The sequence below is a fragment of the Sphingomonas sp. Mn802worker genome, from assembly GCF_000382485.1.
GTDB lineage: Bacteria > Pseudomonadota > Alphaproteobacteria > Sphingomonadales > Sphingomonadaceae > Sphingomonas.
The window spans coordinates 396,767-418,132 of the sequence record NZ_AORY01000004.1; the positions used below are offsets into that span (position 1 = coordinate 396,767).

At 66.3% G+C, this 21,366-nt stretch carries 20 protein-coding genes; 13 read left to right on the plus strand and 7 right to left on the minus strand.

The annotated features are described in order from the left end of the window. The first annotated feature begins 17 nt into the window (after positions 1–17). Positions 18–773: a competence/damage-inducible protein A gene (locus tag SMN802W_RS0105465; protein ID WP_019515890.1), complete on the plus strand. Its 756-nt coding sequence runs from the start codon at positions 18–20 to the stop codon at positions 771–773. Here the strand turns inward: SMN802W_RS0105465 and mobA are convergent. After that, positions 749–1,297: a molybdenum cofactor guanylyltransferase gene (gene mobA / locus SMN802W_RS0105470; RefSeq protein WP_019515891.1), complete on the minus strand. Its 549-nt coding sequence runs from the start codon at positions 1,295–1,297 to the stop codon at positions 749–751. The two genes, SMN802W_RS0105465 and mobA, sit on opposite strands and share 25 nt — an antisense overlap. A 347-nt stretch (positions 1,298–1,644) precedes the next feature. On the opposite strand from mobA, the gene SMN802W_RS0105480 reads away from it, so the two are divergent. Then, positions 1,645–2,142 carry a hypothetical protein gene (locus SMN802W_RS0105480; protein WP_156818736.1) on the plus strand — a complete coding sequence of 166 codons (498 nt, stop codon included), beginning with the start codon at positions 1,645–1,647 and terminating at the stop codon, positions 2,140–2,142. A gap of 2 nt (positions 2,143–2,144) precedes the next feature. Here the strand turns inward: SMN802W_RS0105480 and purB are convergent, their stop codons facing one another. Continuing rightward, positions 2,145–3,455, minus strand: a complete 1,311-nt coding sequence (gene purB, locus SMN802W_RS0105485) for an adenylosuccinate lyase (protein ID WP_026325784.1) — start codon at positions 3,453–3,455, stop codon at positions 2,145–2,147. A gap of 258 nt (positions 3,456–3,713) precedes the next feature. Here purB and SMN802W_RS0105490 point away from each other — a divergent pair, with 258 nt between their 5' ends. Further along, entirely contained in the window at positions 3,714–4,202 is a 489-nt protein-coding gene (locus SMN802W_RS0105490; RefSeq protein WP_019515894.1) for a hypothetical protein, read from the plus strand. Between the two features lie 66 nt (positions 4,203–4,268). Here the strand turns inward: SMN802W_RS0105490 and radC are convergent, their stop codons facing one another. Continuing rightward, positions 4,269–4,997, minus strand: a complete 729-nt coding sequence (gene radC / locus SMN802W_RS0105495; RefSeq protein WP_019515895.1) for a RadC family protein — start codon at positions 4,995–4,997, stop codon at positions 4,269–4,271. 102 nt (positions 4,998–5,099) lie between these two features. On the opposite strand from radC, the gene SMN802W_RS16495 reads away from it, so the two are divergent. The 9 genes from SMN802W_RS16495 (at position 5,100) to SMN802W_RS0105540 (ending at position 12,278) form a co-directional block, all read left to right on the plus strand. Beyond that, positions 5,100–8,285, plus strand: a complete 3,186-nt coding sequence (locus tag SMN802W_RS16495; RefSeq protein ID WP_019515896.1) for an intermembrane phospholipid transport protein YdbH family protein — start codon at positions 5,100–5,102, stop codon at positions 8,283–8,285. Between the two features lie 74 nt (positions 8,286–8,359). Next, positions 8,360–8,515, plus strand: a complete 156-nt coding sequence (locus SMN802W_RS17530) for a YnbE family lipoprotein (protein ID WP_019515897.1) — start codon at positions 8,360–8,362, stop codon at positions 8,513–8,515. Between the two features lie 4 nt (positions 8,516–8,519). Next, a complete protein-coding gene (locus SMN802W_RS0105510; protein WP_019515898.1) occupies positions 8,520–8,909 on the plus strand; it encodes a YdbL family protein in 390 nt (129 codons plus the stop codon). A 158-nt stretch (positions 8,910–9,067) separates the two neighbouring features. Beyond that, positions 9,068–9,412 carry an AtpZ/AtpI family protein gene (locus SMN802W_RS0105515; protein ID WP_019515899.1) on the plus strand — a complete coding sequence of 115 codons (345 nt, stop codon included), beginning with the start codon at positions 9,068–9,070 and terminating at the stop codon, positions 9,410–9,412. A gap of 39 nt (positions 9,413–9,451) precedes the next feature. After that, positions 9,452–10,240, plus strand: a complete 789-nt coding sequence (locus SMN802W_RS0105520) for a F0F1 ATP synthase subunit A (RefSeq protein WP_019515900.1) — start codon at positions 9,452–9,454, stop codon at positions 10,238–10,240. A 95-nt stretch (positions 10,241–10,335) separates the two neighbouring features. Further along, positions 10,336–10,563 (plus strand): F0F1 ATP synthase subunit C, encoded by a 228-nt coding sequence (locus tag SMN802W_RS0105525; protein WP_019515901.1) that lies wholly within the window; start codon positions 10,336–10,338, stop codon positions 10,561–10,563. 54 nt (positions 10,564–10,617) lie between these two features. Beyond that, the gene (locus tag SMN802W_RS0105530) at positions 10,618–11,112 is read left to right on the plus strand and encodes a F0F1 ATP synthase subunit B family protein (protein WP_019515902.1); all 495 of its coding nucleotides are present in this window, start codon (positions 10,618–10,620) and stop codon (positions 11,110–11,112) included. After that, entirely contained in the window at positions 11,105–11,740 is a 636-nt protein-coding gene (locus SMN802W_RS0105535) for a F0F1 ATP synthase subunit B family protein (protein WP_019515903.1), read from the plus strand. Before SMN802W_RS0105530 ends, SMN802W_RS0105535 begins: the two co-directional genes overlap by 8 nt. 157 nt (positions 11,741–11,897) lie before the next feature. After that, positions 11,898–12,278, plus strand: coding sequence for a JAB domain-containing protein (locus tag SMN802W_RS0105540; protein ID WP_019515904.1), 381 nt, complete (start codon positions 11,898–11,900; stop codon positions 12,276–12,278). Here the strand turns inward: SMN802W_RS0105540 and SMN802W_RS0105545 are convergent. The 4 genes from SMN802W_RS0105545 to SMN802W_RS0105560 form a co-directional block, all read right to left on the minus strand. Next, positions 12,273–12,998, minus strand: coding sequence for a methyltransferase domain-containing protein (locus SMN802W_RS0105545; RefSeq protein ID WP_019515905.1), 726 nt, complete (start codon positions 12,996–12,998; stop codon positions 12,273–12,275). The two genes, SMN802W_RS0105540 and SMN802W_RS0105545, sit on opposite strands and share 6 nt — an antisense overlap. Beyond that, on the minus strand, positions 12,995–14,122 hold the full coding sequence (prfB, locus tag SMN802W_RS0105550) for a peptide chain release factor 2 (protein WP_019515906.1): 1,128 nt from the start codon (positions 14,120–14,122) through the stop codon (positions 12,995–12,997). Before prfB ends, SMN802W_RS0105545 begins: the two co-directional genes overlap by 4 nt. Before the next feature lie 164 nt (positions 14,123–14,286). Further along, on the minus strand, positions 14,287–16,803 hold the full coding sequence (locus SMN802W_RS0105555; RefSeq protein ID WP_026325788.1) for a transglycosylase domain-containing protein: 2,517 nt from the start codon (positions 16,801–16,803) through the stop codon (positions 14,287–14,289). Between the two features lie 66 nt (positions 16,804–16,869). Continuing rightward, positions 16,870–18,066, minus strand: coding sequence for an N-acetylmuramoyl-L-alanine amidase (locus tag SMN802W_RS0105560; RefSeq protein WP_019515908.1), 1,197 nt, complete (start codon positions 18,064–18,066; stop codon positions 16,870–16,872). A gap of 521 nt (positions 18,067–18,587) precedes the next feature. Here SMN802W_RS0105560 and SMN802W_RS0105565 point away from each other — a divergent pair. After that, the gene (locus tag SMN802W_RS0105565) at positions 18,588–21,350 is read left to right on the plus strand and encodes an Rne/Rng family ribonuclease (protein WP_019515909.1); all 2,763 of its coding nucleotides are present in this window, start codon (positions 18,588–18,590) and stop codon (positions 21,348–21,350) included. Positions 21,351–21,366: the final 16 nt, after the last annotated feature.

Sequence of the window (21,366 nt, forward strand, 5' to 3'; positions counted from 1 at the left end):
CGATAAGGACCTGATACATGAGCGAACGCATCTGGACCGCCGCATTGGTGGTGATCGGCGACGAAATCCTGTCGGGGCGCACGCAGGACAAGAATGTCGCGCAGATCGCCGCGTGGTTGAACGTCCAGGGCATTCGCCTGGCCGAGGTACGCGTCGTTGCCGACCGCGAGGAGGCGATCGTCGAGGCGGTTAACAGCTTGCGCGCGCGCAACGATTACCTGTTCACCACCGGCGGGATCGGCCCGACGCACGACGACATCACCGTCGACGCGATTGCCGCCGCGTTGGGCGTAGGGGTCGAGCATCACCCGCGCGCGGTCGAGACGCTGACGCGCTATTACGAAACGCGCGGCGGGCTGACCGAGGCGCGGCTGCGCATGGCGCGCGTGCCCGTGGGCGCGGACCTGATCGAGAATCGCGTGTCGGGTGCGCCGGGGATCAGGATCGCGAACATCTTCATCATGGCAGGCGTGCCGCACATCACCGCCGGCATGCTCGACACGCTCACGGGCACGCTGGAGGGCGGGCGCCCGGTCGTGTCGAAGTCGATCGGCGGCTGGGTGGCGGAGAGCGAGGTTGCCGACACGCTTCGGCAGGCGGAGAAGTCGCACGAGGGCGTCGCGATCGGCAGCTACCCGTTCTTTCGCGAAGGCCGCGTCGGCGCGAACTTCGTCGTGCGCTCACCCGACGAAGCGCTGGTCGATCGCTGCCTTGCTGCGCTGACCAAGGCGCTTGAGGATGCAGGCTATCAGATCACCGCCGGAGGAATCTGATTAGACGCGAGGCGCGCCAGATCATCCGGCGTGTTGATATTCGCCACGGTGACACCGGGCAGCACCGCGATTACCTGCTGCGTTGCGGCCCAATGTTTGATCGAGCGGCTCTCAGCTGATTGCAGGTGCGCGAGCAGCGACTCCAGCAAACGGACCGGCCAACGCCCGACTGTCGGCGCCCCCGCCGCGTGTGCCGCCTCGCTCGCCAGCAACGCCGCCACGAGTGCGCGCGGCAGGCTCGGCGTATCGCAGGCGGTGGTCAGCACCGACGCGTGCCCGTGATCCCGCGCATAGGCGAGCGCGCCTGCGATTCCGCCGAGCGGACCGAGATCGGGAAAAGGAAGGTCGGGGGCGGTGGGCACGGGCGCGTGCTCGCGGCCGATCACTACTAGTGCATCGACGTGCGGTCTGAGACTGGCGAGTGCGTGGTCGAGCAGCGTCGTCTCGCCCAACAACGCCAGCGCCTTGTCGCGCCCGAAACGCGTCGCATGTCCGCCTGCCAGCACTGCACCCAGGATCGTCATGGGCGCGGCTTAGTCGTGCGAAGGAGCAAAGGGGAGGCCGACCCGGCCAACCCGCCCCCGCAGAAGCGAAGGCGGAGGGCCGATAGGTCAGAGCGTCGTGATGATGGCGCCGACCACCAGCGCCTGCGCCGCGATCACCAGCATCGTGCTGGCCGCGGTTTCGAACATGCGCATGTGGGGTCTCCAGTACCGGATCGTCCGGTGCCGACGATATGAAGATCGTTGCTCCACCGCGCAACAAACGTGCGCAACAATCTTGCTTGCAGTTGATGCAATCGTGTGACGTGCTTGGCTCTTTTCGGTGCCGCTGCTAAGCTCCGTGGACCGGGTTGAACGGACGCATCATCATGCTCGCCGATTACTCGCTCGCGCCTCCGCCTTCTGCCACGCAGATCGTCAGCGACGCGACACGCCTGTGCGTCACGTTCGATCCGGCAACGATCGCACGCCGCGCCACTCGCACAGGCTGGATCACCGAACAGCCGGCGCGCGGCCTCGTCGTCGCCGCACGCGCACCCGACCGCGACGAGCATGTCGCTGCCGGCGAGACGGTTCAGCCAACCGAGCGGTTGGAGACGTGCAGCGTCTTCACCAAGGCGTCGGTCAGGGGAGTCGACGCCGCCGTCGCGCACCTGCTGAACGTCGCGCCCTTGTTCCGCTACGCCGGTTCATCGACCTATCGCGCGTGGCGCAATGGCGATGCGTGGCGGGCAACCCCGGACGATGCCGCCTCCTTCGCGCAGGCGCGTGCGGCGGGTGAGATCTACACGTTGATCGTGACCGAGAACAAGAACGGCAGCGGCGTGGTCATCCTCAACTCGCGCCCGGCCGCCGCTCTGCCCTGAACTCAGCCGAACACGCGGCCGAAGATCGTGTCGACGTGCTTGAAATGATAACCGAGGTCGAACTTGTCCTCGATCTCGGCCGGGGAAAGCGCAGCGGTGACCTCGGGGTCGGCCTTGAGCAAGTCGAGCAGTGACAACTCGCCATCCGATTCCCACACCTTCATCGCGTTGCGCTGCACCAGCCGATATGAATCCTCGCGGCTCACGCCGGCCTGCGTCAGCGCGAGCAGCACGCGCTGCGAGTGGACGAGTCCTCCCATGCGATCGAGGTTCTTCTGCATCCTCTCGGGATACACCAGCAGCTTGTCGACCACCCCCGTCAGCCGCGCGAGCGCGAAGTCGAGCGTGATCGTGGCATCCGGCCCGATGTAGCGTTCCACCGAAGAATGCGAGATGTCGCGTTCATGCCACAATGCGACATTCTCGAGCGCCGGGGTGACATAGCCGCGCACCATCCGCGCAAGGCCGGTCAGGTTCTCGGTCAGCACCGGATTGCGCTTGTGCGGCATGGCCGACGAGCCCTTCTGTCCGGGCGAGAAATATTCTTCCGCCTCCAGCACCTCGGTGCGTTGCAGGTGGCGCACCTCAACCGCGACGCGCTCGATCGAGCCGGCGATGACGCCAAGCGTTGCGAAGAACATCGCGTGGCGGTCGCGCGGGATCACCTGCGTCGAGACGGGCTCGATCGTCAGACCCATCTTCTCGGCGACATGGGCCTCGACGCGCGGATCGATGTTCGCAAACGTGCCGACCGCGCCCGAGATCGCGCAGGTCGCGATGTCGGCGCGCGCGGCGACCAGCCGCTCGCGGTTGCGGCGGAACTCGGCATAGGCCTCCGCCAGCTTCAACCCGAAGGTCACCGGTTCGGCGTGGATGCCGTGGCTGCGCCCGATCGTCGGCGTCAACTTGTGCTCGCGGGCGCGGCGTTCCAGCACGACGAGCAGCGCGTCGAGATCGGCGAGCAGGATATCCGACGCGCGTGCCAGCTGCACCGATAAGGTCGTATCGAGCACGTCGGACGAGGTCATGCCCTGATGCATGAAGCGCGCCTCATCGCCCACTTGGCTTGCAACCCAGGTCAGGAAGGCGATGACGTCATGCTTGGTCACCGCCTCGATGGCGTCGATCGCGGCGACGTCGATCTCCGGGTCGGTCGCCCACCAGCGCCACAGCGCCGCCGCCGCCGATTTCGGCACCACCCCCAGTTCGGCGAGCGCGTCGGTCGCGTGCGCCTCTATCTCGAACCAGATGCGATAGCGCGCCTCGGGCGTCCACAGCGCGGCCATGTCGGGGCGGGAATAGCGGGCGATCACGTGGGGCGGCTCCTTTCATATGACTTGGCCGCAGCGCCCTTCCGGGCACCGCATGCCGCGGCAGGATAACGGGTCGTCGCACCCGAACAGCGATGGTGCCGCCGTTAGCAAAGCCGTCAAACCCTAGCAAATCCGCGACAAACGAGCTTGTTTCGGTACATTCAAGTAATGATCCCGGGTATCGGGTGAAGGTTGCTTGTTCTAAAGTGCAGCCTTATCTTTTCTTTAGCACACGGTTAGAACCAAAAGGAGACGGTGATGCTCAAGTTTGTTTTTCTCGCGTCGGCGATGACGATGTCGGCTCCCGCAATTGCGCAGCAGACGCAAACGACTTCGCAAGGTGCGACGCCAACTCCGCAGAGCCCGGCGACAACTGCGTCCGCACCGCAAGCTGATCCCGCCACGGCGGCAGCGGCCACCAACGCACCGGCGCAGAGCAGCCAAACCGCGCCGACCGAGACCGCACCAGCCGACGCAGCGACGCAGGGCACCAATCAGCCCGATCAGGTCGCCGCGATCGTCGACAGCGAGTTCGCGACCTATGACAAGGACAAGTCGGGCTCGCTCAACAAGATCGAGTTCGCGAGCTGGATGGATACGCTGAAGGCGAAGGCCGATCCGAGCGCCAAGCCCGACAAGGCGTGGAACGATGCTGCCTTCCGAAAGGCGGACAGCGACAAGTCGGCAAGCGTGAGCAAGGCCGAGCTCGCGACCTTCCTCAGCAGCAGCGCGAAACAGGCCGGCTGAGCGAGGCTGACTAAGCGATAATGCAAACGGCCGTTGGCACCTGCCGGCGGCCGTTTTTGCGTGCGGCTAGATCACGCCTTTCGACCGCAGGCTGGTCTGACCGTTGCGACCGACGATGATGTGGTCGTGCACCTGGATGTTGAGCGGCTTGCCCGCCTCCACGATCGCCCGGGTGATGCGGATGTCGGCCTGGCTGGGGGAGGGATCGCCCGACGGGTGATTATGCACCAGGATCAGTGCGGCCGATCCGATATCAAGCGCGCGCTTGATGACCTCGCGCACGTGCACCGCCGCCTCGTCGATCGTGCCGCGCGACATGACCTCGTCGCGCACCAGCATGTTGCGCGTGTTCAGGTGCAGCACGCGGAACCGCTCCACCGCGTCGTGCGCCATGTCGGCGTGGAGGTAATCGGCCAGCGCCTGCCAGTTCGACAGCACCGGCTGTTCCACCGCTGCGCTGCGGACCAGCCGGATCGCGGCGGCATGCGCGATCTTGAGCGCGGCGATGCCGCTATCGCCGACGCCCTTCACTCGCCGCAATTCGGCAGGATCAGCGGAAAGTGCAGCACCGATACCGCCGAATTCACGCAGCAACGCTTTTGCGATCGGCTTGGTATCGATGCGCGGGATGGTAAGGGTCAGCAAATATTCGACCAGTTCATAGTCGAGTAGCCCTTCGGCATCCTCAAGCAGCCGTGTACGCAAGCGCTCACGATGCCCCTTCGCGTCGATGGCGCGCTGATCCGGTTCGTCGACGACCGGATCCGAGCCGAAGAGGGAAGGCGCAGCCGTCATGGGGCGGCAGGCTAGGTCGGCGCGCCGCGCCGGACAACCGGGCGATATTTACAGCGGCCGGGCATTTGCACGCAGGCGACGCCGCCTTATGCTGCTCGGCGCATGAGCGGCGCGCGATCGGACGACCAAGTGAGGCGATCGCCCGTCAACAGCCGACGCGCGCGCGTGCTGGTCGCCGGCTCGACGCTCGTGCTCGCTGCGGTCGGCGGGGTGTGGCTCAGCCGCGTGCCGATTGCGACGCGCGTGATCGACCGCGAACTGGCGCGCAAGGGCGTGCCCGCGCGCTACCACGTCAGCGACTTGGGGTTCGGGCGGCAGCGGCTGACCGATGTCGTCATCGGCGATCCGGCGCATCCCGACCTCGTCGCCGACTGGGTCGAGACGCATACCGATGTCGGGCTCCACGGCGCACACCTTATCGCGGTGCATGCCGGCCGCGTGCGCGTGCGCGGACGCCTGATCGGCGGGCAGCTCTCGCTCGGTGCACTCGATCGGCTGATTCCGAAAGGAGGCAGCGGCGCGCCGACGCTGCCTGCGCTCGACCTGCAACTCGCCGATGGCGCGATGCGGCTGGAGACGCCGTACGGCGTGGCCGGGATCAGCCTGTCAGGCCGAGGTCGGCTCGATCGGGGCTTTGCCGGCCGATATGCGCTCGCGTCGCGGGTGTTGGCGCAGGGGCAATGCAGCGCACGCCAGCTTCGCGGTGCGGGACGGGTCCGTTCGCTCGGGCCAGCGCCACGCGGCGGCTACGCCATATCGCTCGATGGTCCGCTTCGTGCGACTGGCGTTGCGTGCGGCGGCGCGCAGGTCGCCGATCTCGCCAGCGACGTGCACGCGCGGCTCGTCGTAGGCAATCCTGCGCGCTCTACGGCGCGTGCGACCCTGCGCACCGGCGCTGCCCGCTATGGCAACGTGCGCGTCGCCGCGTTGGCCGGGAAGCTGGCCTTCAGCATCGGCGCGAACGGTGCCGCGATCGTGCCGGTGACGCTCCACGCCGAGCAGGCGCGCGCGGGCGGAACAAGGATTGCGCGCGCATCGCTGGATGGCAGTCTCAACTTGGGATCGATGGGAGCCACCTACGGCGGGCAGGTGTCGGTGCGCGGCGTCGACCTAAGCACGCTCGCGCCGCGCCTGCCCGCTGTGGTGGCGGGCACCCCTATAGCTCCGATCGTTGCGCAGGTAACTGCCGCTGTTCGCCGTGCCGCACATGATCTGTCGGGCTCGGTGACGCTTTTTGCCAGCTTTGCCGAGGCGACGGCGGTCACGATCGATCGGGCGAGCTTGTCATCTGCGACCGGCGCGCGTGCGGCACTGGTGAGCGCGCAGCCGCTGCGTTGGCACAGCGGCGGCGCCGTTGAGGGAGCCGGCACGCTTCGCGTGGGCGGCGGCGGCGTGCCGCAGGTCATCGCGCGCTTCTCCCGAACGAGCAACGGCGCCGCGCTGACCGGGGAGGCGAGCATGGCGCGATACGCGGCCGACGATTCGGCGCTAGCGCTCGACCGTATTCACTTCACCATCGGCGCGCGTGGCGGTCAGGTGACAACGCAGGCGTTGTTGTCGGGTCCGCTGCCGGGTGGTCGCGTCGATGGACTGACAATGCCGCTCGACGTGCGTTGGGCAGGCTCGAACCTGCGCCTCAATTCCGCCTGCACGCCCGTGCGCTTCGAGCGACTGCGAATCTCGTCGCTGCGACTTGATCCTGCGCGTCTTGTCTTGTGTCCGACCGGTTCGGCATTGGTAGAGCAAAGCGGCCGCGGCGTGAGCGGGGGTGCACGCTTGCCCGCGACTGAGCTGTCGGGAACGATCGGCGGCACGCCGCTCAGCGTGGCGGCGACGCGGGCGCGGCTGTCGCTTTCCATGCGCAGGTTCCAGCTTGACGGTGTACGCGCGCGAATCGGCGCTCCCGCCCGCGAGACGCGCATCGATGCAGGCCAACTTACCGGCAGGGTCGAACAAAGCGGCGTGGCCGGTCGCTTCAGTGCGCTCGGTGGGCAGATCGCCAACGTGCCGCTGCTGCTCGGGGAGGGAGCGGGCGACTGGCGCTTCGCCACCGGCACGCTCGCGCTTGCCGGTGGGTTGAAGGTTCGTGACGCGGCGACAAGCCCGCGCTTCAACCCGATGAACGCGCGCGAGGTTCGCCTGACGCTGACCGGGGGCGACATCACGGCCGGGGGCACGCTGTTCGAGCCGACGCGCGGCGTGAAGGTCGCCGACGTGACGATCGATCACCGGCTCGGCACCGGCGCAGGCCATGCCGCACTGATCGTGCCCAGCATCACCTTCGGCGAGAATTTCCAGCCCGAGCTTATCACCCCGCTGACGTTTGGCGTCATCGCCGACGTGCGCGGAACCGTGCGTGGCCGCGGTGACATCGCCTGGAGCGCGGACGGGGTGACCAGCAACGGTACTTTCTCGACGACCGACACCGCGCTCGCCGCCGCGTTCGGGCCTGTCGAAGGCCTGTCGGGCACGATCCGCTTCACCGACTTGCTGGCGCTGGAAAGCGCGCCCGATCAGATCGCGACCGTCCGCTCGATCAACCCGGGCGTACCGGTCACCGATGGTCGCCTCACCTATCAGACGTTACCGGGCACGCGGATCAAGGTGTCGAACGGTATCTGGCCGTTCGCCGGCGGTATCCTGACGCTCGAGCCGACGATGCTCAATTTCTCCAGCCCGCAGGTGCGGCACCTGACCTTCCGCGTGGAGGGCATGGAGGCGGGCGCGTTCCTGCAACAATTCGATTTCAAGAATTTGAACGCGACCGGCACGTTCGACGGCGTGCTGCCGATGATCTTCGACGACAGCGGCGGGCGGATCGAGGGCGGGCGGCTGACGGCGCGAGGGGGCGGCAGCCTCGCCTACGTGGGTGAGCTGAATAAGAAGAACCTCGGCTTCTGGGGCAATTACGCGTTTCAGATGCTTAAGTCGCTCACCTATCGCAATCTCTATATCGGCATGAACGGGCCGCTGGCGGGCGAGATGATCACCGACGTGCGCTTCGCCGGGATCAGGCAGGGGGCCGGGGCCAAGTCGAACTTCCTGATCCGGCGGCTGACCAGATTGCCGATCCTGTTCAACATCCGCATTCGCGCGCCGTTCAGGGGGCTGATCGATTCGGCGGCGAGCTTCTACGATCCGCAACGGCTGGTCGCGCGCAATCTGCAGCAGCTGATCGAAGGTCAGAACCGCCGCACTACACCCGGCGCACTCCCGGATACTGGAGCAACCACCGACGTGCCGCTCGTCAAACCCATTCAGTCTTCCGCAAGCGAGATCGTGCCATGAGCGTAACAGGAGCAACGAGGGTGAGCCGAATCGGGGCAGGAAAGATGCGGTGGATCGCGGGGGCAACGCTCTTGATGCTGCCGCTCTTGATCAATGGCGGCTGCGTCAACATCTCGGCGCCAACGAAGCCGATCGAGATCAACCTCAACATCAACGTGACGCAGGAGGTGGTCTACCGCCTCGACAATGATGCCAAGTCGCTGATCAAGCAGAACCCAGGGATATTCTAACGCCATGACCGTCATCTCGCGCAAGACCATCACGATGCTCGCCGCTGCGGTGGCGCTGGCAGGCGTCTCGGGCGCGGCGTTCGCGCAGCGCGATCCCGCTTATGCCGCCGCGCGCTCGGCGGGCGAGGTGGGGGAGCAGCCTGATGGCTATTTGGGCGTGGTCGGCGCGGGCAACGCGCAACTGCGCGCGCTGGTCAGCAACATCAACATTCAGCGGAAGGCGGCCTATACGCAGAAGGCGCAGGCCTCGGGTGCGACGGTCGAGCAGCTCGCCTTCACCAGCGGGTGCAATCTGATCGCGCAGACGCAGGCGGGCGAGAAGTATCGCACGCCTGGCGGGAGCTGGGAGACGCGCGGCGGCGGCGCACCAACGCGCGACCCGCGTTGCGTCTGACGCCGCCCACCTGAGATCGCGCCCGCTTGCGCGCTCGCGTTAGCCCGCGTGGCGTGCCCCGCACGATTGTCACAATGGTTGACACCCCCCGACCCCCCGGCTAACCGGGCGGCGCCTTGGCGGGGTCGCTTGCCCACCGTGCGCTTTACCTCCCCGGCATGAACGATGTGGAGGGGTGGCGCGTGGCGGATAACGGTCTCGGACAGGATTTCCACGACGCGGAGGACCCGCGGCTCGCCTCGCTGGATCAGCGACTGGAACGGGCTCGCAGGGACGAAGCGAAGCGCACGGGGGTGGTGCGTGACGACGGAGAGGCGGGCTATCAGCTCGGCAACCGTGTTCTGGCCGCCCTTATCGGAAGTCTTGTCGGTTCGGCGCTGATCGGCTGGCTCATCGACCGCTGGTTCGGCACCACGCCCTGGGCGCTGATCGTCGCGCTGTTCCTCGGGATCGGCGTCGCGTTCAGGCAGATCATTCGATTAACGACCAAGCGCCCGGAATAGACGGGCGCTTGACGTATGTGGGAAGTACAAGGGGCTAACGTGGCGGCAGAAGGCGGCAAGATCGATCCGATGCACCAGTTCCTGATCGAGCCCGTGCTCGGTCTGCGCTGGAATGTGGCGGGCTATGATCTGTCCTTCACCAATTCAGCGCTCTGGATGGTCATCACGCTGGTGACGCTGTGGCTGTTCATGCTCGGCGGCATGAAGCGCGAGCTGGTGCCCGGGCGCTGGCAGGCGTCGGTGGAGGGTTTCACCGGGTTCGTGCAGAACATGCTGACGTCGAACATCGGGCCGGAGGGCAAGCGTTTCGTCCCCTACGTCTTCTCGCTGTTCATGTTCATCCTGTTCGCGAACATCCTCGGGCTGATGCCGGTCGGCATCGTGCCGGGCTGGCACCCCTTTACCGTGACGAGCCACCTGACCGTCACGGGCGTGCTCGCGATCATCAGCTTCTCCATCGTGCTGATCGTCGGCTTCGGTCGCCACGGCTTCCACTTCTTCAGCCTGTTCGTGCCGCACGGCACGCCGGTCATCATGATCCCGCTGATTTTCGTGGTCGAACTGATGAGCTTCCTCGTCCGCCCGTTCAGCCTCGGCCTGCGACTGTTCGTCGCGATGACTGCCGGGCACATCCTGCTCAAGGTGCTGGCGGCGTTCGTGATCAACGGTATTAACCTCGGGCCGGGCTATGTTGCGATCGTATCGCTGCCTAGCTTCGTGCTGATGCTCGGCATCACCTTGCTCGAACTGTTGGTCGCGGCGATCCAGGCTTACGTCTTCGCGCTGCTCACCAGCGTTTACCTGAACGATGCGGTGAACCTGCACTGATTTCCTGGAATGTCCTCGCGCGCGCATGTGCGTAGGGGTGTGACTTTCGTGACTTTTTCGATCCACCATCTGAATTGAACTGGGAGTATTTTAAAATGGACGCAAACGCCGCCAAGCTGCTCGGTGCCGGTCTCGCTGCAATCGGCATGGGCATCGCCGCCCTGGGCGTGGGCAACGTGTTCGCCGCCTTCCTTGAGGGCGCGCTGCGCAATCCGGGTGCGGCCGACGGTCAGCAGGGTCGTCTGTTCATCGGCTTCGCGGGTGCCGAGCTTCTCGGCCTGCTCGCTTTCGTGACGATGATCATCCTGGTGTTCGTCGCCTGATTACCCACCCGCCGCGCGGCATCATGCCGTTCGGCGGGTCCTGAACGGACCGCCATGCCTCAAATCAGTCAGATCGCCGCAACCTACGCGTCCCAGATCTTCTGGCTGCTCATCACCTTCGGCATCCTGTATTTCGGGATCGGCAAGATGATGGTGCCCAGGGTCACGGGCGTGATGGACCTGCGCGAGCGTCAGATCGCCGAAGACCTCGCCGCCGCCGAGCGCACCCGCGCCGAGGCAACGACGACCGAGGCGGCGTGGCAGGCCGACATGGATGCGGCGCGCGCCGCCGCGCAGGCCGAGGTCGCTGTGGCAAAGTCGCGTGCGGCGCAATCGGCCGAGGCGCAGCTCCACGCGGTCGACGAGCAGTTGAACGAGCGCATCGCGCACCACGATCTCGCGATCGGCAACGCTAAGGCCGCGGCCATGGTCAAGGTGCAGGATCTCGCCGCGGAGACGGTGCAGGAACTCGTCGCCAAGGTAGCGGGCGTGACCGTTTCGCCCGACGTGGCACACGCCGCCGTCCGCCGGGAGCTTCACAATGTCTAATGCCGCAACCGCGCCCGCGGTCGACAATCTGTCCGAGGCAACGCACGAGCAATCGCTGCAGACTGCTGACGTGCAGAACGGCAGCGGTCTGGTCGGCAACGTGTCCGCGCCGGGCGGTGCCGAGCATGTCGCCGCCCCGACCGCACTGGGCTTCAACGACACTGGTTGGGTCGGTCTTGCTGCGCTGGTCGTGCTGATCGCCGCGGTGATCTGGAAGGTGCCGACGACGATCGGCGCGATGCTCGACAAGCGGATCGGCGAGATCCGCCACCAGCTCAATGAGGCCGCGCAGCTGCGCCGCGAAGCCGAGGCGCTGCGGGACGAATATGCGACACGTGCACGCTCCGCCGAGGCCGATGCTGCCAAGATGCGCGAGAATGCGCACCACGAGGCGGCGCAGATCGTCAGCAAGGCAAAGGCTGATACCGAGGCGTTGATGGAGCGTCGCACGCGCATGGCCGAGGACAAGATCGCCGCCGCCGAGCGTGCTGCGATCGACGAGGTGCGCGCCACCGTCGTGGCCGCCGCCACCGCCGCTGCGGGTCGCGTCATCGCCCAGCAGCACAATGCCGAAGCCGATCGCACCCTCGTCAACAGCGCGATCCAGCGCGTTGGCCGCTTCAACTAGCGCTATCTTACGTCCTTGAAGCTGCCGAACGGCCGCGGTGCACCAGCGTCGCGGCCGTTGTCGTATCTGAGCCACGGATACAGAGTGACGTGATCGTGCCTCCGTTTCGGATCAAGCCGAGCAGGTCATCGATGCTGCCTTACCCTAGCATCGACGGATGGCTGACCGGCCACCCGACGCCGCTGTCCTCCCGCCGCCATTGTTCGGCTCGCTCGCACGACTGCCGCGCGAAGTGGCGATCACGCTCTATCTCAGCCGCTCGGGGGTGCAGGTCGGCGCGCGGCATTTCATGTCGGATCGCCGTGAGAGCGTCGACGTGTCGATGCGGCTGATCGTGTCCGACGTCCTGGCGCTCAACGCCGCAGGTGTCCTGCTGGCGCACAACCATCCCCGCGGCGATCATCGTCCCAGCCGTGAGGACCTGCGTTTCACCCGCAACCTATTGGGGACCTTGGAGACGATCGGCGTACGGCTGCTCGACCATTATGTCATCGCACCCGGCGGCTGGACGAGTTTCCGGGCGGACGGTTTACTATGACGACAACCGGCACGGCTTGATCGCCGCTGGTTCGGGGCGCGGGCCTTGAGGCTGGAAGGTCGCAAGATAGCCGCCGGCGGACGGCATGTTGTCGAAGCTTACCTGCCGGTAGCCGACTGCCTCGAATTCGCAGCGGAGCAATGCAGGGGGCGTGCCGTGATTGGGCGTGCTGCGATTGGCGTCGACCACCACGACCAAGCCGTCGCGGCGCAAGGCCGGGCGCATCCGCCACAGGAACTCATAGGGTTGTGCGATTTCATGATACATATGCACCATCAGCACGCGGTCGAAGCTGTCGGTCGGGAGTCGTGGGTCGGCCGGGCGTCCCAGCCGGACGCTGACATTCTCCAGCCGCTGTCGCGCGACGCGTTCGGCCAGTGCGTCACGCACCGCCGGGAAGATATCCTCGGCGAGTACACGACCGTCCTTGCCGACGCGCGACGCCAGTCGAATGGTGTAATATCCTTCACCCGCACCGATGTCCGCGACAGTCATGCCCGGCCGGATCCGCGCGCCGTCCATCACCGCGCTGGCTTCGTTCAACCGGTCGCGATCCTCCTCGTTTGACCAGCGCGCGGAAACGATGTTGGCGACCGGACGATCGGCGGCGGGAAAGGGGCCGGGCTGTTTGGGCGCATGCCGGATCAGCGGCTGCGACCCGTCGCATCCGCCGAGAGCGACGACGGCGAGCAACAACAGCGCGGCACGCGCGTGGATCAATCGACGTCCTCCACCTCGACCTGTTCGCCGGTCACGCGCTGCGACAGCGCCGCGGCCATGAAGTCGTCGAGCTCGCCGTCGAGCACGTCGCCTGGCGACGTCGACGTCACGCCGGTGCGCAGGTCCTTTACCAACTGATAGGGTTGCAGCACATAGGAGCGGATCTGGTGGCCCCAGCCAATATCGGTCTTGGTCGCATTGACCGCGTTCGCTTCCTCCTCGCGCTTTCGCAGTTCATGCTCGTACAGCCGCGCACGCAGCTGGTTGTACGCTTCCGCCTTGTTCTTGTGCTGGCTGCGCTGGTTCTGGCACGCGACGACGATGCCGGTGGGCAGATGGGTGATGCGCACCGCCGAGTCGGTCGTGTTGATGTGCTGCCCGCCCGCACCTGAGGCGCGATAGGTGTCGATGCGCAGCTCGCTGTCGTTGATCTCGATGTCGATCGAATCATCGATCACGGGATAGACCCAGACGCTCGAGAAGCTGGTGTGGCGCCTGGCCGAGCTGTCGTACGGGCTGATCCGCACCAGCCGGTGCACGCCGCTCTCGGTCTTGGCATAGCCGTATGCGTTCTCGCCCTTCAGAAGCAGCGTCGCGGACTTGATCCCGGCCTGTTCGCCCGCGTGATAGTCGATCAGCTCGACCTTCATGCCGCGGCGTTCCGCCCAACGCGTGTACATGCGCTGGAGCATCTCGGCCCAATCCTGGCTCTCGGTACCGCCCGCGCCGGCATTGATCTCGACGTAGCTGTCGTTGCCGTCGGCCTCGCCGGCCAGCAGCGCCTTGATCTTGTCGCCTTGTGCGCGCTGCGCCAGCGTCTTGAGCGCCAGCGTGCCCTCGTCCGCCATCTCGGCGTCGCCCTCCGCCTCGGCCATCTCGACCAGCTCGGCAGTGTCGGCCATCTCGCGCTGAATGTCGCGGGTCGCGGTGATCGCCTCGTCTAAGCGGCGACGCTCACGCATCACATCCTGCGCCGCCTTGGGGTTCTCCCACAAGGTCGGGTCCTCGACCCGCGCATTCAGCTCGTCGAGCCGGCGCAGCGCGCGGTCCCAGTCAAGGAAGCGACGCAGCAGCGCCAGCGCCTCGTTGATGGTGTCGACATGGGCTTGCGCTTCGGCGCGCATAAACTCTTCTCCAAACGCCTCGACGCCGGTTGGCGCGTGGTCGAGACGCCCGGCGGTCCGCTTCGTGGCGGATCAACAATCAGCCTGCGATCTAGGCCGCGCGTCACCAAACGGCAACGGCGGATGCAGGGGCAGGGCAGATGTAGGGTGGGGTCAGGCGTGCGCTAGTAGATGCCGCCCTGCCGCTGGAGGAAGTCGCCGTCGCGCGCGGTCGGCTGCGCGCTGGGTGCGGCGGGCGCAGCCATGGTCGGCGCGGACGTCGGCGCGTAGCGGCGTGGTCGACGGGCCTCACTCTGCGGCTTGAACGCTTCCCAGATCACGCTCGACTTGGGATCGTCGTCGTTCGGCCAAGGACCGAAGACCGGGCGACCGGAGCCACGATCGATCCGCACCAGTCGGATGCCGGGCGGCGCACGGAAGGCGACCACCGGCAGGTTCTCATACGCCTTCACCGCAAATTGCTTGAAGATCGGCACCGCGAGCGTGCCGCCCTGCGCATAGCCACCGAGCCCGCGCGGTGTGTCATAACCAATGTAGAGACCGCCAACCATTTGCGGGGTGCCGCCGATGAACCACACATCGGTCGGGCCGGTGTTGGTGCCGGTCTTTCCGAACATTGGACGGCCGAGATCGCGCAGCGCGGTCGCGGTGCCGCGCTGCACGACGCCCTCGGTGATGTGCACCATCTGATAGGCGGTCATCGCATCGACGATCTGACGCCCCTGCACGACCGGCCGCGGCATCGCGCGACCGTTCCAGCGGGCCGCGTTGCAGCCGTCGCACGCGCGCCAATTGGCCGGCCAGATCACCTGACCGTGGCGGTCCTGCACGAAGTCGATCAGCGACGGATCGTGCCACTGGCCCTGATTGGCGAGTACGCCGTACGCGTTGACCATGTGCTCGACCGTGGTCTCGCCCGCGCCCAGCGAATAACTGAGGTAGGGTGCGAAATCGCCGATCTGCATCTTCTTCATCAGCGCGACGACGTTCTTCATGCCGGTCTGCGCGGCGGCGCGGACCGTCATCAGGTTACGCGACTGTTCGATGCCCCAGCGCATCGTGTGCGGCCCCGCACCGCGCGAATTGCCGAAGTTGCGGAAGCACTTCTGCCCCAGCCGCGCACCCTGATAGACGCAGAACGGGCCGTCGACGATGATCGAGGCAGGTGTCATGCCGTGTTCCAGCGCGGCGGAATAGACGATCGGCTTGATCGTCGATCCGGGCTGGCGATAGGCCTGTGTCGCGCGGTTGAACGCCTGCACGCTGGCGTCGAAGCCGCCCTGCATGGCGAGGATACGCCCGCTCGAGGGCTCCTGCACGACGAAGCCGCCGGAGATGCGCGGCACGCTGCGCAGGCTGAACGATCCGCCCGATGGGGCGACCGCAATGATGTCGCCGACCTTGATCTGGCCGAAGGCGGGGGTGCCGGTACCGCGCGCGGGCATCTGTGCATTCACGCGCGGCAGCGCACCCGTTCGTCCGTCGGCAAAGCCCAGCGACAGCGCGCCACTGTCGCGCGCGAAGACGATGCCGGCGCGCCAGTCCTTGTAGTCGAGCATGATGTTGGTGCCGAGCAATGCGCCCTGCCACTGTACCGGATCGTCCAGATCGACGTGGCGCAGCGGTCCCGACCAGCCGCGTCCGCTTTCGTAGCGCAGCAGACCCTCGCGGAGCGCATCGGCGGCGTAGCGCTGTACTTGCGGGTCGAGCGAGGTGCGCACCCATAGTCCGCCCGAATAGACGCTGTACGGTCCGGCATCCGCATTCTCGCCGAACTTGTCGATCAACTGCCGGCGGACCTCTTCGACGAAATAGCCGCCGACGCGCTCGAACTTCGGAGTGCGCCGCCGGATCGCGCCGATCGGCTCGGCATCGGCGGCACGTGCCTGCGCTTCGGTGACGAAACCGTTGCGCGCCATTTCACGCAGCACGTAGCTGCGCCGTGCGAGCGCGCGATCGGTGTCACGGAAAGGATCGTAGTTCGCCGGACCCTTTGGCAGGATCGCCAGATACGCCATCTGCGCGAGCGTCAGTTCGGGCAATTCCTTGTCGAAATAGGCATGGCTCGCTGCCTCGACGCCATACGCATTACGCCCAAGGAAGATCTGGTTGAGGTAGAGCTCGAGGATCTGCTGCTTCGACAGCGTCTGCTCGATGCGGTAGGCCAGGATCGCCTCGCGCACCTTGCGCGTCGGCGAATAGGCATTTCCGATCAGCAGGTTCTTCGCCACCTGCTGCGTAATCGTTGAGCCGCCGCGCGCGCGCTGGCCGGTCCCCAATTTGCTCGCATAATCGACCACCGCGCCCGCTAGGCCGGGAATGTCGACACCGTGATGCTCGAAAAAGCTTTTGTCTTCGGCGGCGAGAAACGCGCGGATCAGCAACGGCGGATATTCGGCAAACGACAGCTGCACGCGCCGTTCCCGCGCATAGGAATAGATCGGTGCACCGTCGATACCGCGGACGTTGGTCGGCAGCGGCGGCTCATATGCCTTCAGCTTGTCTACCGAGGGCAGGTCCCGCGCGAAGATCAGCCAGAACGCACCGATTGCGACGAGCAGCAATGCCACCAGCGCGGCGATCCACCGCACCAGCCGCCGACGCCACAAACCGCCCAACGCGCTGCCGATCCGGCCCATGCGCTGCCCGACTGTCATCGTTTCCGGTGGGGAAGAAGCCATATGGCTCGCGCGTTTAGCACGTTCCGCGCCGCGCGAAAGCGTTGCGGCCGTTCGACCTGCGCCAGGTCAGCGCAGCGCGAGCCGGCGCGCGAAATAGATCTCAACCGCGCGGCGCACGCTTTCGGCGACATTCGCCCGCCCTTCGTCGCTGGCGAGAAAGGTCGAATCGTTCAGGTTCGAGATGTATCCCGCCTCAAGCAGGATCGACGGCGTGTCGGGCGCTTTCAGCACCATCAAGGAGGCCATGCGGTGGAAGTTCGGCTTGATCGCCATCAGCGGCTGCGCCTCGCGCCCGAGCAGGCGAGCGAACCCGGCTGAGGCGTTCATCGTCTCACGCTGCGTCAGGTCGATCAGAATCGAGGACACGTCCGGGTTGCGGTCGAGGTCGACGCCGTTGATGATGTCGACCTTGTTCTCGCGCGCCGCCAGCCGTGCGGCTTCCTTGTCCGAGGCGACTTCTGAAAGGGTGTAGGCCGTCGCCCCCGATGCCTCGGTCGATAGCGCGCTGTCGCAGTGGATCGAGATGAACAGGTCGGCCTTCAAACGCCGTGCGACGCCGTAGCGTTCGCGGAGCACGAGGAAGCGGTCATCGCTGCGCGTCAAGGCGACACGAACGCGGCCCGATTTCATCAGCGCATCGCGCACCGCCAGCGCCATCTTGAGCGTCAGGTCCTTCTCGCGCAGCTGTCCGTCGGGCGAGATCGAGCCGGGATCGTGCCCGCCGTGCCCGGCGTCGATAACCACCAATGGTCTCCCGGCATCGCCGCGAACCTTGGGCATCGGCAGTTCGCGGCGTGCGGGCGGTACCGCCTGCGACACGGTGTAGGTCGCGGGGCGGGAGAGCGGCAGCATGCGTCCGGTCCAGCTTAGCGGGGCGCCCGAGCTTGCGGTGGCGAACTGGCGTGCGGCGACCGGACGCAGGTGGAGCGTCAGCTCGCGCGCATCGTCGTCGAATCCGCCCTGATCGACGATCATCGGTTCAGCGAGGTCTAGCACGACGCGTGCGCCGCTTACTCCGCGTACTCCCTGACGTATCGCGGTGACCGCACCGTGGCGCTCGCCGTTGGTCGAGCCGGGACGTGCGCCGTCGATGTCGACTGCGATCCGCTGCGGCTCGGCAAGCAGGAAGCTGGAGGCGGCAGCGACCGCGTCGTCGAAGCGGATCACTACCTTGTCGTCGGACACGTCGATCCGCTCGACGGTGGCGGCCCAGCCCGGCGCCCCGGCAAACACGCCCAACAGCAACGCGAGCACGATCGACACGCGGCGTCCATGCCGCGACCATCGCCTGTTCGTCCAGTGAAAAGCCATGTTACGCAACCCTTTGACTTGAGGCGAAGCCTACGCTCCGGGTCTCAAATCCGGGTTGCGTAGCGGGGTTAATGCGCCGTTTGGCACGTTTTGCCGGCAAGATGTTGCCGCTGCCCTGCGAGAACCGGTAGTTGATGACTGGCTTAACCGATGCTAGTCAGGGCGTAACCGGAGGAGTGCATTCGCACGAACAGGCTCCGGTGACACCGCTCGACCGGCTACCCGCCGGCATCAGGGCCATCAGGTTGACGTCCGCATGTTGCATCTCGCCCGTTCGCTGTTCCGCCCGGCCTCAGCCGGCGGAGCGGGCGCGGCGTTTCCCGGCCATCAGGCGCCCGGGATTGCACGGCGGACGAAGGCATTTTCTGCAACATCGTGCGCGCCCGATCATCCGCGGCGCGCGACCCATTATCGCGCGGGCGCACCGCTAGCCGGACGGCCCAGCGCGCGGAGAACATTCAATGACCACGCGTATGCTGATCGACGCACGCCACCGGGAGGAGACCCGGGTCGCCGTCGTCAAGGGTAACCGGATCGAAGAATTCGATTTCGAGAGTGCGGAGCGCAAGCAGCTCAAGGGAAATATCTACCTCGCCAAGGTGACGCGCGTCGAGCCGTCGCTGCAGGCGGCGTTCGTCGATTACGGCGGCAACCGGCACGGCTTTCTCGCCTTCTCCGAAATTCATCCCGACTATTACCAAATTCCGAAGGAAGATCGCGACGCGCTGTTGCGCGAAGAGGCCGAGCACGCTGCGGAGGAAGCCAAGCTTCGCGCCGAGCTTGACGCGGAGGATGCCGGCTTCGACGAGGACGACGACGCGCATCACGACGATGACGCGCATGACATGGATCACGGGCACGACGACGATCACGGCGACGATGACGACGCGCACGATGACCATATCGACGATGCCGGCGACGATGCCGAGAGTTCGTCGGATAATGGCGGTGGCCGCCGCAAGGGTCGCCGCTCGAACGGTGACGACCAGGTGGAGGCGTTGCGCCAACGCCGCATGAACCTGCGCCGCCGCTACAAGATCCAGGACGTGATCCGCAGGCGTCAGGTGCTGCTGGTACAGGTCGTCAAGGAAGAGCGCGGCAACAAGGGTGCGGCGCTGACCACCTATCTGAGCCTTGCCGGCCGTTATTGCGTGCTGATGCCCAACACGTCGCACGGTGGCGGTATCAGCCGCAAGATTTCGAACGCGGGCGATCGCAAGCGCTTAAAGGCGATCATGGCCGACCTCGAGTTGCCGTCGTCGATGGGCTGCATAGTACGCACCGCCGGGCTCCAGCGCACCAAGACCGAGATCAAGCGCGACTTCGACTATCTCGCACGGCTGTGGGACGAAATTCGCGACAAGACCTTGTCGTCGTCGGCTCCGGCGCTCGTCTACGGCGACAGCGACCTGATGAAGCGGGCGATCCGCGACATCTACAACAAGGACATCGACGAGGTAATCGTCGAGGGCGACGAGGGCTATCGGCAGGCGAAAGACTTCATGCGCCTGCTGATGCCGACGCATGCCAAGAAGGTGAAGCATTACAGCGACCCGATTCCGCTCTATCAGCGCGCGGGCGTCGAGGATCAGCTCGCCGCGATGTACCATCCGGTCGTGCAGCTGAAGTCGGGCGGCTACCTCGTCATCAACCCGACCGAGGCGCTGGTCTCGATCGACATCAACTCGGGCCGCTCGACCCGCGAGCACAATATCGAGCAGACCGCGACCGCGACCAACCTCGAGGCGGCGCAGGAGATCGCGCGCCAGCTGCGCCTGCGCGACATGGCCGGCCTCGTCGTCATCGACTTCATCGACATGGACCACGGATCGAACGTCCGTAAGGTCGAGAAGGCGATGAAGGAGGCGCTCAAGAACGATCGCGCGCGCATCCAGGTTGGTCGCATCTCCTCGTTCGGGCTGATGGAGATGAGCCGCCAGCGGCTGCGCACCGGGGTGCTCGAAGCGTCGACGCGCCAGTGTCCGCACTGTGAGGGTACCGGCCTGGTCCGTACCGCATCCTCGGCGGGTCTGTCCGCACTACGCTTGATCGAGGACGAGGCGGCGCGCGGGCGTGGCTCGCATTTGACGCTGCGCTGCAGCCAGGAAGCGGCATTCTACGTCTTAAACCGCAAGCGCGGCGATATCGCCGAGATCGAGGATCGCTACGGCGTGCAGGTCGACATCCTGGCGGATGGAGAGGAGGAAGGCGCGCGCATGTCGGTCGAGGCCGCCGGTCCGCCGCCCGCCTACGCGCCCAAGTTCGACGCGCCGATGATCGAGGTCGATGAAGACCTGGAGGACGAGTACGAGGTCGAGGAGGAAGAAGAGGCAGTCGAGGAGGAAGCGCCCGCAGAGCGCGGCCAGCGCGAGCGCGATTCTGAGGATCGTGAGGGTGGTCGTCGCAAGCGCCGCCGGCGCGGACGCCGCAACCGCGGCCGCGGCGAGGGCGATGAGTCGCACGCCGATGAAGCGGGTGAGGTGGTCGAAGCGGACTCTGACGATGCAGATGCTGCGGACGAGACGACAAGTGTCGACGAGGCGGACGATGGTGCGCGCGAGGAACGCGGTGAGGGCAACGGCCGTCGTCGTCGTCGTAACCGCCGCGGTCGTCGTCGTGACGGGCAGGGTGGTGCATCGGTCGAGACGCAGGCCGTAAGCGAGGCGGTGGCTGAGCCTGCGACTGAGGAGCAGGCTCCGGTTGAAGCATCGTCCGAGCCGGTGATCGAGGAACCGGTTGCCGAGGCTGAGCCGGCGCCCGAGCCTGCGGCCAAGCCGAAGACACGTCGTCGTCCACGCGCACGCGCGGCGGACGCGACGCCCGAGGCACCGGTCATTGCCGAGGTGGAGGCTGCGCCCACGTCGGCCGAGGAAGCGCCAGCGGCCGACGCTGCGCCGGCGTCAGTGGAAGCGCCTGCCAAGCCCAAGCGGACACGCCGCAAGAAGGCGGACGCGCCGACCGTCGAGGCGGGCGACGCCGGGCCGGTCATCGACGGCCTGCCTGCGCCCGACGCTGTGGAAGAGGCGGCACCGGCCAAGCCGAAGCGCACACGCCGCAAGAAGGCCGATGCCGCGCCTGTCGAGGTCGAGGCAGTGCCGCAGGCCGACACGTCGGCATCGGCGGATGAGTCGCCGGTCACGGCCGACGCCGGACCGTCGAGCGATGATGCACAGCCTGCATCGGACGGCGACGCGTCTCCGCGTCGGGGCTGGTGGCAGCGTACGTTCGGCAATTGATCAAGCGTTGAGCAAG